This window comes from Emticicia fontis, from assembly GCF_054779675.1.
Genome location: NZ_BAAGXU010000031.1, coordinates 1 through 14,955, shown reverse-complemented (window position 1 = coordinate 14,955; position 14,955 = coordinate 1). Strand labels below are relative to the sequence as shown.

Here is a 14,955-nt window from a genome sequence, read left to right as displayed (position 1 = left end):
ATTCGCAAAAATAGAAAAAAATATATACGAAGAAATATTAGCTATCTAATCGCTTATAAAAATGAAAAAACTTGTTATTATAATACAATAAGCACCTAAATGCTTTATAGTGAATCAGTAAAGCAAAAATTGTACCTTTTAACCTATTCGCCCAATGTCGGCATACTAATGTCTCTTTCCCGAGAAAAATATAAAAAAGACAGATTCAATGAAATCTGTCTTTGCGTTTATGCATGAGTTAAGTACCTAGCTTCTGTATTTCCGCCAATTCACCTTATTCTTTACCATCAAAAACAGATAATCAACTATTGTTTCTTGGTTTTCACAGTGCTTAACGATTTCTGCTTTTCTTCTAAAGCAATTTTAGCGTTTTCCATATCTTGCTTATTGGCAGTTTCTTCCTGCAATAGTTTTTCCAGTTCCTGTTTGTTTTCTTCTATCTTGCGCAATAAGGTTTCTTTTTCACGCTTATTTCTCTCAATGTCTCTCACAATTCGTTTGCCTGTTTTTTCAACTCTGTCAAAATTTTTCTGAGATTCATCCGCATCTCTTTCCGCCAGACGCACATCTTCATTCTGCATGGCATAGGCATAAAACTCTTTCATCAACTTCTCGACTTCATAATAATTGCTCGAACTACTTGAAACCGGAGTGCCTCCGATATCAAAAGAAGCAAAAACCTTGGTTTTCGTTTTCTGGTCTGAAATGATTTTGGTCATCAGGTTTACAGGCTCCGAAGTAAGGTCAGGGATACTGGCAGAGGCGATATTATAGGTGTCTCTATTTTGAGAAATGCTTCCGTATTTAGCTAGAAACAAAGGCCAGTCTTTTTCGATAAACTTTTTTTCAGTGCTTAGAGTCATATAAAAACCGTCTTTCCGGTCTTTACCAAAAAGCTCAGAGCCACTCAGGATTGTCTGCGCAAAAAGCGATTGGGTGGTCAATAAGACTATTATAAGAAATGTTAATTTTTTCATAAACGTTATTTTTATTATTTGACTTACAAATGAGCTTCTGGTAACTAGCTGATGAATAAAATATCTGTTAGGGATTTACACAGAAGCCTTTTTGCAAATTAAAACTATTTTCTGTTGCTGATGGTTCTCGGTTGCAAAAAGATATGTGTCCCCTCCGTCTTTTAAGCCTAATTTCTTTTTGATTTCATCAGGTTTCATTGGAAAATTACGTATTGAAACATTCGCCTGATTATTGTCTAGTCTTGCTAATATCTCCTTTTTATCAAATTTGCATACCGCTTCACAAATAAAATTTCGACCTGGAAAATCTTTCTTTAATGTATCAGAAGTATAGAGATGACTATTCGATGCTAATTTTTCTAAACCATAAACCTGTGCTATAGTTTTAAAAGCACCTGCTTTCAGGATAGCGGCGTTGGGTTCATAGATATATTGTTTAGGTAGCGCATAGGTTACCGACACTTGTTGCTCATCAGTATAATTAAAGCTAAAAGTCTGTCTGGTTTTATCAGTCAGAAAATTCACACATACTATTTGCGCCTCTTCTTTTTGCCCTTGCTTCAAAAAAAGCAGTTCTTTCACCTCATTTTCAACAGCAACCACATGCACTTCTGCAATTCCCTTGATTTGTTCGAGTGCTTGTTTTATATCTAACATAGGTGAATATTTAACCAAAAAATCGCCTATCAGGTGCTGAATTTGTAAAATATCAGGCTCACAATCTTCTATTCTGAAAACCTTATTTTTAGCAGAATCCCGTCGGGCAGGGTCTATATAATAATCCGTATCTGAATCTATTGGGTTATTCTGCAAAAAGCTGATAGCATCTTCATTTCTTACTTCAATATTAGTATACCCTGATACATTAAAATTGTATTGTGAAACAGGTGCTAAGGCTTCGTTTCTTTCTATATAAATAACCTGTTTGTGAAAATCAGCAAAAGCACTTGTATCAATTCCCATTCCACCTGTCAGGTCTATTAATTTTGTATGAGTTGCATCTGGGAAAAGCCTTGATTTGTAATGGGCAGTTGTTTCAGAAGATGATTGTTCTACGGATAAAGGTGCCGGATAAATAATGTCAGGATTAGCATACCAGCCTGGTAATTTATATCTGGCTTTTTGACGTGCTATCCACTGGTCGGCCACTAATCGCAAGAATTGAGCATCTATCTTTTTCTGATTTTTTAATATATATGCCTGAATATCAGATTCCTGAATCTGGTATGCTGCATCTCTTGCCTTTTTTAATATTTCTAAATCCATGAAGTCCTTTTATAACAATCAATTTTTGCCAAAATATGGGCAAAAATACAAGAATTAAAAGTCTCTACAAATTACTATGGTTTGCAAAAATAGTCCGATAAAAAAGGTAAATTGCTGCATTGAATTCATAACCTATTCCTCTTCCAACAAACGATGATTAAGCAATTAACTTTTATTCTATTTCTGTGCACTTTTCAGATTCAGGCACAAGAAAATCAAAAACCTGTCGACCTGAATCAACAAAATTATCTTGCTGAATTAAAAATTCTGGGCAAAAAATTCAGTGATAGTTTTTATCCTAATTATAGTAAGGTTTATGCTTTGCCAGAAAAGGCTTTTATTGCCAAAATAGACTCAGGAAGAACAGAGTTTGACGCTGCCCTTCATAAATATCAAAGTAAACTTGCCCCCGATTATGTAGAAAGACAAAGATTAGAAATCAAGTATTATTTTGATAGAATCTTGATTGATTATCCGCAGACAAATGAAGTTTTTGGAAAAAATTCTCTGGCGATTGCCTCGAAAATACCTGAAAGATTAAAAGCCAATCTTAAAGACTTTAATAAACCTGAGCTATTAAGCAATTCTGATTTTGTTAATTACTTCAAGTCCTTCCTATCGTTACAAACCTATCTTGAACTCAAAAAGGGGGCTTTTAAAAATCAGGATAACCAGCATTTTCAGGCACAGTGGAAATTAATCCCAAAGTATGTTTCTAATAAGAAATGTCTGGAATACTGGCAATCTGATTATCTTTTTAATCATATCGATAATAATGGAATCAAGCATATTGATGCTATTTATAAGAATTTTATTGCCAGTTGTAAAGACACTGCTTTTGTGAATAAAGTGACAAAAGCATATAAAGAAGATGTAGCAGGAAAACAAGGACATATTATTAAAACCTATAAGACTTTCGGGAAACATAGCCTGGATATACATTTATTCGAACCAGAAAATATGACAAGTAAACGACCAGCTATTGTATTTTTTCATGGAGGTAGTTGGTCGGAAGGGAAACCGGATTGGTTCTTTCCCACTTGTCAGGATTATGCAAAAAAAGGTTGGGTAGCTTGTGCGGTTGAATACCGCACTTTTGGCAGATATGGAACCTTACCTTTTGAAGCTGTGATGGATGCCAAATCTGCCATTAGGTGGCTTAGACAAAACGCTGATGCCTATAACATTGATACTACTAAAATATTAGCCACCGGTAATTCAGCCGGAGGGCATTTAGCGCTAACAACTGCCTTGGTTGATAATTGGAATGAGAAGACTGATAATCTAAAATTCAGTGCCAAGCCAAATGCCTTGATAATTAACGCAGGTGTCTATGATTTGACCGACGACCTTACCGCCTGGATCAGAAAGGATTTAAAGGACAAGAACCTCACAAAGGAAATATCTCCAAATAATCTGGTGAGAAAAGATTTTCCTCCTGCGCTTATCTTTCATGGTACCTTAGACAGAAATGTTCCCTACTTCACAGCCCGGAAATTTGGAGAAGATATGGTTACGATTGGCAATAATAACCTGACTTTTATGCCTTTAACAGGCGCAGGACATTTTATCTGGTTTGATCCGAGGCAATCAGATAATATGGCAAAGGCCAGGGGTAAGTTTTTGGAGAAGTTGGGGTATTAAGCCATTTTATATTGGGTAATAAAAGTCTTTTGCAAATGATTGAAAAACATCATACTATTATAAATTTAACAAATCGGCTAAAAGTACTTTTTGATTTCTCAACAGTTGAATTTGTAAATTATTGGGATGCGGATTTATGTACCATTGGGCTACGACAAAATGAGCAATTGATTTATATTAATACTTTCAATTATATTGAAGAAGCCATTCCTAAGTTTGATTATGTGCTGGAAAAGCTTGGTGAGCCCATATCGGAAGAGTTGAATATTATTAAAGAATGTTCAGGCATCATTGAAAGTGAACTTATTTTTGAATTAACGCAGATTCTAAAATTGAATTTGCATTAAATAAGTTTTCCCAAAATTAAATTCTAATAAAATCTCCACAAGTATAATTTTTTGTAGTTATAACTTCATATCTTTGAACAAAACTTATAACTATTTCGTTAAGCACATAGATTAAAAGTCTCGTGTTTCCATTATGGCGCAAAGAATAGCTGTCTTATTTCTGTTTCTGGTTATCGAGTGTTCGACCTTCAGCGAATACGTCAAAGATTTCTTTGGCGAGGTAATCTCATGCAGTTTAGATGTTTGCGAAAATGATGAGAATGAGTGCGAGAACGAAAATCAAGAGAAAAAAAGCGAACCAAATAAGTATCTGATGTCTTTTTTGGGGCTGAATTTTACATTTAATTACTTCTCTCCTACGATAAGTATTTATTTCTTTAACCAATCCGCCGAGCGGTTTCCTATCCGATTGATACAATCGCCCCCTCCCAAGGCATAATAATTACCAGCTATCAGTGTATCTGATAGTTATGTCCTTATTAACCCAACACTTGTTCCTTAAAGAATAGTAGTTTCTATTCTTCATTTACTTATCAGTAGTTCTATGTGTTATTTTGATTGGTACTTTATGATTTTGACCAAGTATCCTTCATAAATAGTTTTAGAATTCTGACCTATTATCTTATATAAATCAATGAAATCAACATTAAACTTTTCAAATCTTAAACAGGATTTACCCTCTGGACTTGTGGTTTTTCTGGTAGCTCTACCCCTTTGTTTAGGCGTAGCATTGGCTTCCGGAGCTCCACTTATTTCAGGTGTTATTGCGGGTATTGTCGGCGGTATCGTTGTAGGTGCCATTAGTGGTTCGCAAGTTGGTGTAGCCGGGCCAGCAGCCGGACTTACCGTAATTGTACTTAATGCAATTACGGAATTAGGCGCTTTCGACTCATTTATCCTTGCTGTGGTCTTAGCAGGATTCATGCAGATTATTCTGGGAGCAGTAAAAGCCGGCGTTATCGGTTATTATTTCCCATCCTCGGTTATCAAAGGTATGCTTACCGCTATTGGTATTATTATTATTCTGAAGCAAATTCCTCACGTATTCGGTATCGATCAGGACTACGAAGGCGATGAAAATTTTGCGCAGAAAGATGGTGAAAATACATTTTCTGAGTTATTGAATATAACTGAACGCTTCAATGAAGGAGCCTTGATAATCGGCGTGGTATCTATACTCGTGCTGATTGTATGGGATACCGATTTTATTAAAAGAAACAGAATTCTGAGTCTCATTCCCGGCCCTTTGCTTGCCGTATTGTTAGGTATTTTCTTAAACAGTGGCTTAGGTGTTTTGCCTACCAATTTTCATTTAGAAAATAATCATCTGGTAAGTTTGCCCGTTACTAAATCATTATCTGAAGTAAGCAGCTTTTTAGCCTTTCCCAATTTCTCAGCTATTACAAATCCACTCATCTGGAAAACTGCTTTTGTGATTGCCATCGTGGCCAGCCTTGAAACACTTCTCTCGGTAGAGGCTACTGATAAATTAGACCCTCAAAGCAGGATAACACCAACCAATCGCGAATTAATTGCGCAGGGTTCGGGCAATATTGTTTCGGGTTTATTAGGAGGTCTTCCAGTTACTCAGGTAATTGTGCGGAGTTCGGCCAATATTCAATCGGGTAATAAATCGAAATTATCGACCATTATTCATGGTATTATTTTATTGGTTTGTACGCTGAGTATTCCAAACCTGCTCAATATGATTCCGTTGGCTACATTAGCAGCGGTGCTAATTATGGTAGGTTATAAACTAGCTAAACCAAGTATGTTTAAATCTATGTTTAAAGAAGGCCCCGATCAGTTTGTGCCTTTTATTATAACAGTAGTAGCCGTAGTATTTACAGATCTCTTGACAGGTATCGGCATAGGTGTTGGTGTAGCAATGGTATATATTCTTTATACCAATTATAAAGGCTCAATGTCGGTAGTAAGAGATGGCAACAGCGTGATGATTCAGTTTAATAAAGACATTTTTTACTTTAATAAATCTGAATTAATGCAGAATCTGGCAGGTTTGAAATCAGGCGATCAGGTTTTGATAGATGGCACTAAAACTAATTTTATTGACCATGATATATTTCTGACATTAGAAGAGTTTCAGGCAGAAGCCAAAGCCAGACATATCAATATTGAATTTAAAAATATCAAAAGAAGGAAATTAAACTATAGAAAAAGCGATGGAATCGTATCAAAAACTCTTATTAGCGAATAAAGCATGGGCGGCAGAAAAACTTCAGTTTGACCCTTCGTATTTTACCACCTTAGCCGCCGACCAAAAACCGGAGTTTTTGTGGATTGGCTGCTCGGATAGCCGCGTACCTTCTGATCAGGTAACTGGTACACAACCCGGCGAAATCTTTGTACACCGCAATGTAGCCAATTTGGTTATCCATACAGATATGAGTATGTTGAGTGTACTACAATATGCCGTAGAAGTTTTGAAAGTGAAACATATTCTGGTGGTGGGCCATTATCAATGCGGAGGGGTGAAAGCATCTATGACCAATAATGATTATGGCTTGATTAATAACTGGCTACGGAATATTAAAGATGTATATACCAAGTATCAGGACGAACTGCAAGGCATTGAGGATGATAAAGAACGTTTTGATAGATTGGTAGAGGTGAATGTAATAGAACAAGTGAAAAATCTGGCCAAAACCACCATTGTACAAAATGCCTGGGCGAGTGGTGAATACCCGATGCTGCATGGATGGGTGCTTGACTTACATACTGGCCATATCAAACCAATTATTGAGATTGAGTCGAAAGACCATGATGCCTTGGAAGAGGTTTATAACTTCAATTTCAATAAGAAAAAAGCGAAGAAACTAGAAGAAGCAGAGCGTTAATAATATTACAGTTTGCGTTTGTTAAGATAAGGCGCTTATCGATGAGTTCTTATACACTTATCGTATAGGCGTCTTTATTTTTCCTCTTTTTCTCTGATTACATACACCACTGCTTTTGCCCTATATTAGAATTACACATACGATACTTTTATGAAAATATATAAATTAGTTTTTTCCGGAATACTTGTGTTTATGTCTTCCATCAGGACAAATGCACAAGTATTAAAAGATGGAAAACTAAGCTTGAATGAAGAAGGCTCTCATTACGTTAAATTCACGATGGTGAATCAGGCCTGGTTGCGAAACACAAGCTTGAATGACGGCTCAACACTTTTTGGATATGCCCGAAAAAATAGCTGGGATATTGGTATCCGCCGTTTCAGAATACAATTTTATGGGCAATTAACTGATAGAGTATTTATCTATACTCAGATTGGCGCCAATAATTTCAACGGCATTTCAGACCGTAAATCAGGTTTTTTTATTCATGATGCTTTGGGCGAATATGCTCTTGTTAAAAATAAACTATCGTTAGGTGGAGGTTTGGCAGCCTGGAGTGGTCTGGCTCGCTTTGCCTCTCCATCAGTTGGTAGTATTTTAGGGGTTGATGCCCCTTTATATCAACAATCGACAAATGATGTAACTGATCAGTTTTTACGTAAACTTTCAGTGTATGCCAAAGGTAAACTAGGTAAATTTGATTATCGGTTAATATTATCTGACCCCATGTCTTTTCAGAAAGCAGCTTCTTATAACGGAACATTGAATGCTAATTATGCGAACTTCTCTTCAAAACCACCGAAATTTCAATGGAATGGATATTTTCAATGGCAATTTTTGGAGCAGGAAACTAACCTGACTCCATATATGACAGGTACTTATCTGGGCAAGAAAAAAGTTTTTAATATCGGTGCCGGCTTTGTCTATCAACCCAAAGCCATGTGGAATCTGGCAGCAAACAAAGTGGATACAGTTGAAACAAATATGGTTCAGTTAGCTTTAGATGCTTACTATGACGCTCCGGCAGGAAAACAAGGACAATCCATCAGTGCTTATGCTTCTGTGGGATATTTTGATTTTGGCAAAAACTATATCCGTAATCTGGCTGTAATGAATCCCTCTAATGGAAGTACAAGAAGCAATGTACTCAATGGCTCGGGCAATGGGTTCCCGGCTTATGGCACAGGAAATGTATTATATGCACAAGTAGGTTATAAATTCAAAGATAATATGATAGGCAAAACCACTTTAATGCCCTATGTATCTCTGCAACACGCCAACTATAATCGTCTGAATCAGGGAATGAATTTCTGGGATTTTGGATTGGTATGGCTTTTAAACGGCCATAATTCAAAACTAACATTGGCCTATCAGAACCGACCAGTTTTCTTGGTTGATGCCAACAGTAAAGGTGAATTCAGCAACAGAAAAGGCTCAGGAATTATCCAGTATCAGGTGTTTTTTAATTAATTATCCTGAACTTTGATTCACCTGATTTTATGATTTCGCTGATTTCTTAAAACGAAATTAGATATTTCGCATCACTAGATACAGGTCTAATTCTTTCAAGAAAGTCAAAATCATACTAAATCATAAAATCAGGTGAATCAAAGTTCAAGACTGATTCCATTAAAGAAACAAGCCCCGAGAGAAATCTCTGCGGGGCTTTTTACTTTGCGGATTACGTAACTGAAATGTACTGCACTTAAAGTATTCGTTTTCTCTAATCATTTATAACAGGTTAATACTCAGGCAGTCTTTTTGGGTTATTTAGCAAAAGTTGTTAACCAATTCTTTTGCTCTGGCACATCTGACTAAGCTACTTCAATCTTACAACTATTTCGCACTAGTCGAAAAGTGAACAAGAGCGTAAATCATAGCACAATTATTTATAATAATTTTATGCTCAAATAGACTTTAATAGTGGTATATTTACTATTAAAGTCTGAATTTGGGCTTTAGTTTTAATGGCTATTAAGTTTCTATCTATAAAGTTGATTACCTAATCACATATATATACGAGAGGTTAGAAAATTCGGATTTAATATTTTAAAAAAAAATGACATTTTTTCTCAATCAACCACCCACAAACACATAAAATACTAACTATAAGCACTTTGTACAATAAAAAATACAAATAAAATTTATTTCAATATTCATCTGTTTAAAGTTGAGCTCTAAAATTCTACGAATAAAGCGAGTTTAGGTGACCGTTTATTAGTAACCCAGTTATTTAAACTATACGTTTTGTAAACCTATTAAAATATAGTTTTATTAAACTCTAAATTCCGTCATAATACACTACTATAGTCTTTATCATTCAGTCTGTAAATAATTCAGATTTACTCTTAGATTATAGAAGAATATATGGTCATAATATCTGATCTAAAATATAATCTTACGGTGAAATTGTTGTATCCTATCAAAAAAATCTATATTTGCTAAAAAACCTATAGAACACAATGGAACTCCTGCACTGCCCTCAATGTGATTCTAATAATATTTCCCGTAATGGGATAGTCAAGGAAAAACAGCGCTATAAATGTAAAGACTGTGGTTATAATTTTACCGTCGATAAGCTCGGAAAAAATATTGAGAGTTTTTTTGTAACCAAAGCCTTACAATTATACTTGGAAGGTCTTAGTTTCAGAGAAATTGAACGGCTTCTGGGCATCAGCCATGTTTCGGTCATGAACTGGGTAAGAAAATATCATATTATCATTCCAGGCCGTAAAAACAACTATAAACCTACAACTTTGATTCTGACTTATGCTGAACTAATCGATTTCTATTCCAACCGCGAAAATCTTCGTGGTATTGGCGTAGTAGTAACCGAAGTTGAAGATAAGTTTATGCTTATCAAATGGGAACGCACCAAAAAATAAACAAGCAACCAACCATTAAAAATATCTATCTATCCCCTAAAAACTATTAATAAATGTCTGAAAAAAAACAAAGTTTAGGCTACATCATTGGCGCTTCGTCGGTGGGTACGCTTATTGAGTGGTATGATTTTTATATCTTCGGCAGTCTCGCCACAGTATTAGCTTCTAAATTTTTCCCAACTGATAACCCTACCGCTGGCTTCCTGAATACACTCGCCACTTTTGCAGCAGGTTTTGTGGTTAGACCATTCGGCGCATTAGTTTTCGGTCGTTTAGGCGATTTAATTGGGCGAAAATATACTTTTATGGTAACTCTTCTATTAATGGGAGGAGCCACTTTCGCCATCGGTTTAATACCTAGCTATCAGACCATTGGTGCCTTAGCCCCTATTCTTGTACTTTTATTAAGATTGTTGCAGGGTTTAGCCTTGGGTGGTGAGTATGGTGGCGCAGCTACTTACGTAGCCGAACATTCGCCCGTACATAAAAGAGGCTACTGGACCTCATGGATACAAACAACAGCCACTGTTGGTCTATTTGTATCATTAGGCGTAATCATGATTACCCGTACTTCAATGTCAAAAGAATCATTTGATGATTGGGGTTGGCGATTACCTTTTCTGGTATCTATTTTAATGGTATTTGTATCTTTTTTGATTCGGCGGAATATGTCTGAGTCTCCCCTGTTTGAAAAAGCAAAAAAAGAAGGAAAAATCTCTGCAAATCCACTCAAAGAATCATTTGGCAATCGGCTTAATTTCAAGTTTGTCTTATTGGCACTCTTTGGAGCTACTATGGGGCAAGGAGTTGTGTGGTATACAGGTCAGTTTTATGCACAGAGTTTTTTACTAAAAACTTGTAATATTGACGACGTGCAAGCCAATACAATAATGATGTGGGCTTTGTTGATGGGGACACCTTTCTTTATTGTTTTTGGAGCATTATCTGATAAAATCGGTAGAAAGGGTATTATGTTGGCCGGTATGTTACTGGCAGTTTTATTATACCGCCCTATCTTCGACAAAATTTACCAGACTACTAATGTAGCCAATAAGGTAGAAATCAATACAACAGATAAAACAACGGTTCAGGTAGATTTAATCGCCAAATCGATTGCAGACTCTTTAGTGACAACTACTACCATGCATGATTACGAAGATGGAACGATTATGAAAGAGGTAGTAAAAACAACCAATCTGGCTGATAAATCTCTCACCTTACCGAAGCCTGAAATTAAAAAGACTATTACGCTTAATAACAGTGACAAGTGGACTTTGATATGGTTAGTTTTCTGTCTTATTATCTTTGTTACAATGGCTTATGGCCCAATTGCAGCCTTTTTGGTTGAGATGTTTCCGACTAAAATCAGATATTCTTCTATGTCTTTGCCCTACCATATCGGAAATGGTGTGTTCGGAGGTTTGATGCCTGCTATTGCAACATTTCTTACCACTCAAGCTTATAAATTTAATGGCAGCGGCGATAATACTTTATTCACTGAAAAACCATACTTGGAAGGCCTCAATTATCCCATCCTTATTGCAGCTATCTGCTTTGTAATAGGCCTGATTTATATCAATGGTAAAGACAGAAATATTCACGACTAATCCTTTAACCTTACAATTATGAACGCAATCAGAAAAGCTTTGGGTCTTCTTTGGATATTAATCGGTGTGAGTATCGGCGTATATCTTATCTATATTCAGGCACTTCCACTTTGGAAGAACGGTGGCAATGACCTTGTACCGGCCATTATCTATACATTCATCTTAGCGCCAATCATCTCTTTAGGTATGTCGATATTTGGTTACTATGCCATGCAAGGAGAATACAGCACAAAGAATGGTGAAAAACTATGAAAAAATACTGGGTAACTAACCTGAGGGTATTAGCAACACTAAGTGTTATTTTATTACATGCAGCGGGTTTTGGCTCATTGCATGTCAAGAAAATACCATATACCGATTGGTGGATTTGCCATATTATCAATGTATTTGGCCGATTTGCCGTTCCGATATTTGTGATGCTTTCAGGTTATTTACTCATTGGTAAATATGAAGAACTGAGTAGTTTCCTCAAAAAACGTTTCACACGTATTTTCGTCCCTTTTCTTATTTGGAGTTTAGTCTATATCATCTGGTCTAATTTTAAAGGATTAGCCAATGAAAGAACTCCGTGGACGATTGGAGATTTTATAAAGAAAATCCTGGTTGGTGGAGGCAATGCCGGGCATTTATGGTTTGTCTATATGCTTCTAGGCATTTATGCTTTTACACCTGTTATCAGCAGATGGATTAAAGGCACAGAAAACAGTCAGATACCCAATACCCGACGCAATGAAATTGTGTATTTTATTTCATTGTGGATTATAGGCAATGTAGTGTATACTTTGGTAAACAAATGGTTTGGGTATGAGATAAAGTTTGACATCCGATACTTTACAGGTTTTGTTGGCTACTTTGTTTTAGGCTACTGGCTAGGAAACATAGGAACAAAACTCTCAAAAAGTTCGCTTATTCTCTTATTTTTAGTAACATGGGCGCTAACAGCCTATATTTGTTATGCAGTTTCATGGCAGGCAGGCAAGTATGTGTATGATTATACAGATTACCTGAGTTTACCAGTTATGGCGATGTCAGTAACGATATTTCTGCTATTCCAGAAGGCGTGTGATGTTGATTTTATGCCAAAGGTTATGACAGAGCTAGATATAACCAGTTATGGAGTTTATCTGGTTCATGCTTTAATCTTAAGGATATTATCCCGCGAGTATCAGATTAATTTTACATGGATTCATCCATTAATAGGAATTACTGCTCATTTTTTGATAACATTGGTTATTAGCTATCTGATTGTAAAGATTATCAGTAAAATTCCTAAAGTTGGCAGTTGGATTGTAGGATAATTATCTACGATATTTGCAAAAAAGACGTCCGACCCCTAAAGGAGAGTTTACGACATTAAATATAGTTTCACAATACGGAGTACCCATATAATTACCCTCTTATTCAATCATGCTTATTCAAACCTACGAAGAGTATCAAAAAGCCTATGAGGCGAGTGTGCAAGACCCTGAAGGCTTCTGGGCTGAAATTGCTGCCAATAATTTTGAATGGAAAAAGCCCTGGAAAAAAGTTTTAGACTGGAATTTTAAAGAACCTAAAATACAATGGTTTGTTGGTGGTAAACTGAATATTACCGAAAACTGCCTCGACCGTCATGTACGAGATAAACCGCAACAGCCTGCCCTTATCTGGGAACCTAACGACCCCAGCGAAGACAGCGTTACACTTACCTATCGCCAGTTGTTCGATCGTGTGTGTAGCTTTTCAAATGTACTGAAACGCAACGGTGTAAAAAAAGGTGACCGCGTTTGCATTTATATGCCCATGATACCTGAGTTAGCGATTGCTACTTTGGCTTGTGCCCGTATTGGTGCTATTCACTCGGTGGTATTTGGTGGGTTCTCGGCCTCTTCTATTGCTGACCGTATCAACGATTCGCAATGTGTGGCAGTAATCACAACAGATGGCGCTGTTCGAGGCAACAAGACGATTCCGATGAAAGATACAGTGGATGATGCTTTGATTGGTTGCCCGTCTGTAAAAAGAGTGATTGTAGCTACCCGTACCCGCACACCTGTGAGTATGATTAAAGGCCGTGATGTATGGTGGGAAGAAGAAGTAAAGTTTGTAAACTCTGATTGTCCGGCCGAAGAAATGGATTCAGAAGACCCATTGTTTATTCTCTATACTTCTGGCTCAACAGGAAAACCTAAAGGTGTGGTGCATACATGTGGTGGTTATATGGTTTATACAGCTTATACATTCCTGAATGTATTTCAGTATAAACCAGGTATGGTACACTTCTGTACTGCCGATATTGGCTGGATAACCGGGCATTCTTACATCGTTTATGGCCCATTGGCTTGTGGCGCTATTTCTTTGATGTTTGAGGGTGTGCCAACGTATCCTGATGCCGGGCGTTTCTGGGAAATTGTAGAGAAACATCGGGTGAATATATTGTATACTGCCCCTACTGCTATTCGCTCTTTAATGGGCTTTGGTAATGAATATGTTGAAGGGAAAGATTTAAGTTCATTAAAAATATTAGGTTCAGTTGGAGAGCCGATTAATGAAGAAGCCTGGCATTGGTATTCTAAAAATATCGGGAAAGATAATTGTCCGGTAGTAGATACCTGGTGGCAAACTGAAACCGGAGGTATATTAATTTCAGCATTGGCAGGCATTACTCCTTTGAAACCAGCCTGGGCTTCCCTCCCACTACCGGGTATCCAAATGATGCTGGTTGATGAAAATGGCAACGAGATTTTAGGCGGAAATGTAAGTGGAAATTTATGTATCAAATTCCCTTGGCCATCAACCATCCGTACAACCTGGGGTGACCATGAGCGTTGCCGCACTACGTATTTCGCTACCTACCCTAATTTATATTTTACAGGTGATGGTGCCATGCGTGATGAGAATGGTTTTTATCGGATCACAGGCCGTGTGGATGATGTATTGAATGTTTCAGGCCATAGAATTGGTACTGCTGAGGTTGAAAACGCCATTAATATGCACACAGGCGTGGTTGAATCGGCTGTAGTTGGTTATCCGCATGATATTAAAGGGCAAGGTATTTATGCATATGTTATTTGTGAGAGCCATCTGAATGATTTAGAACTTACTCGTAAAGATATTTTAGCCACTGTTTCCAGAGTAATAGGCCCGATTGCCAAACCAGATAAGATTCAGTTTGTGAGTGGTTTACCTAAAACGCGGTCGGGTAAAATCATGCGTCGTATCCTGCGTAAAATTGCAGAAGGAGAAACTTCTAATTTAGGTGATACCACGACCTTGCTTGACCCTAATGTGGTTGAAGAAATAAAGAATGGTGCGCAACAGATGAGATAAGATGGATCAATCTTAAAAGTTGGGGAGTAGCTAAAAAAGGGTTTACTTTGCGGAAAAAGGAC

General features: G+C 36.9%; 13 protein-coding genes. 11 read left to right on the top strand and 2 right to left on the bottom strand.

What is annotated here, in order from left to right:
• Nucleotides 1–305 precede the first annotated feature (305 nt).
• Together ACYVFA_RS15155 and ACYVFA_RS15150 are read right to left on the bottom strand one after the other, a co-directional pair.
• Complete coding sequence (locus tag ACYVFA_RS15155) at nt 306–977, bottom strand: hypothetical protein (RefSeq protein WP_460472686.1); 672 nt, start codon at nt 975–977, stop codon at nt 306–308.
• Between the two features lie 75 nt (nt 978–1,052).
• Nucleotides 1,053–2,243, bottom strand: a complete 1,191-nt coding sequence (locus ACYVFA_RS15150; protein WP_460472685.1) for a THUMP-like domain-containing protein — start codon at nt 2,241–2,243, stop codon at nt 1,053–1,055.
• Nucleotides 2,244–2,396: 153 nt separating this feature from the next.
• Here ACYVFA_RS15150 and ACYVFA_RS15145 point away from each other — a divergent pair, with 153 nt between their 5' ends.
• The 11 genes from ACYVFA_RS15145 to acs all read left to right on the top strand — a co-directional run bounded on the left by ACYVFA_RS15145 (nt 2,397) and on the right by acs (nt 14,893).
• Complete coding sequence (locus tag ACYVFA_RS15145) at nt 2,397–3,887, top strand: alpha/beta hydrolase fold domain-containing protein (protein WP_460472684.1); 1,491 nt, start codon at nt 2,397–2,399, stop codon at nt 3,885–3,887.
• A gap of 35 nt (nt 3,888–3,922) precedes the next feature.
• On the top strand, nt 3,923–4,234 hold the full coding sequence (locus tag ACYVFA_RS15140; protein WP_460472683.1) for a hypothetical protein: 312 nt from the start codon (nt 3,923–3,925) through the stop codon (nt 4,232–4,234).
• 133 nt (nt 4,235–4,367) lie between these two features.
• Nucleotides 4,368–4,673, top strand: a complete 306-nt coding sequence (locus ACYVFA_RS15135; RefSeq protein ID WP_460472682.1) for a hypothetical protein — start codon at nt 4,368–4,370, stop codon at nt 4,671–4,673.
• 195 nt (nt 4,674–4,868) lie between these two features.
• Entirely contained in the window at nt 4,869–6,452 is a 1,584-nt protein-coding gene (locus tag ACYVFA_RS15130; RefSeq protein ID WP_460472681.1) for a SulP family inorganic anion transporter, read from the top strand.
• Complete coding sequence (locus tag ACYVFA_RS15125) at nt 6,418–7,092, top strand: carbonic anhydrase (protein ID WP_460472680.1); 675 nt, start codon at nt 6,418–6,420, stop codon at nt 7,090–7,092. The genes ACYVFA_RS15130 and ACYVFA_RS15125 overlap by 35 nt, the downstream gene beginning before the upstream one ends.
• A gap of 150 nt (nt 7,093–7,242) precedes the next feature.
• Complete coding sequence (locus tag ACYVFA_RS15120) at nt 7,243–8,562, top strand: hypothetical protein (protein ID WP_460472679.1); 1,320 nt, start codon at nt 7,243–7,245, stop codon at nt 8,560–8,562.
• A 992-nt stretch (nt 8,563–9,554) separates the two neighbouring features.
• Nucleotides 9,555–9,977 carry an IS1/IS1595 family N-terminal zinc-binding domain-containing protein gene (locus ACYVFA_RS15115; protein WP_460472678.1) on the top strand — a complete coding sequence of 141 codons (423 nt, stop codon included), beginning with the start codon at nt 9,555–9,557 and terminating at the stop codon, nt 9,975–9,977.
• A 53-nt stretch (nt 9,978–10,030) separates the two neighbouring features.
• A complete protein-coding gene (locus tag ACYVFA_RS15110; protein WP_460472677.1) occupies nt 10,031–11,584 on the top strand; it encodes an MFS transporter in 1,554 nt (517 codons plus the stop codon).
• Between the two features lie 18 nt (nt 11,585–11,602).
• Nucleotides 11,603–11,836 carry a DUF6814 family protein gene (locus tag ACYVFA_RS15105; protein WP_460472676.1) on the top strand — a complete coding sequence of 78 codons (234 nt, stop codon included), beginning with the start codon at nt 11,603–11,605 and terminating at the stop codon, nt 11,834–11,836.
• Nucleotides 11,833–12,882, top strand: coding sequence for an acyltransferase (locus ACYVFA_RS15100; protein WP_460472675.1), 1,050 nt, complete (start codon nt 11,833–11,835; stop codon nt 12,880–12,882). The genes ACYVFA_RS15105 and ACYVFA_RS15100 overlap by 4 nt, the downstream gene beginning before the upstream one ends.
• A gap of 109 nt (nt 12,883–12,991) precedes the next feature.
• Nucleotides 12,992–14,893 (top strand): acetate--CoA ligase, encoded by a 1,902-nt coding sequence (acs, locus tag ACYVFA_RS15095; RefSeq protein WP_460472674.1) that lies wholly within the window; start codon nt 12,992–12,994, stop codon nt 14,891–14,893.
• Nucleotides 14,894–14,955: the final 62 nt, after the last annotated feature.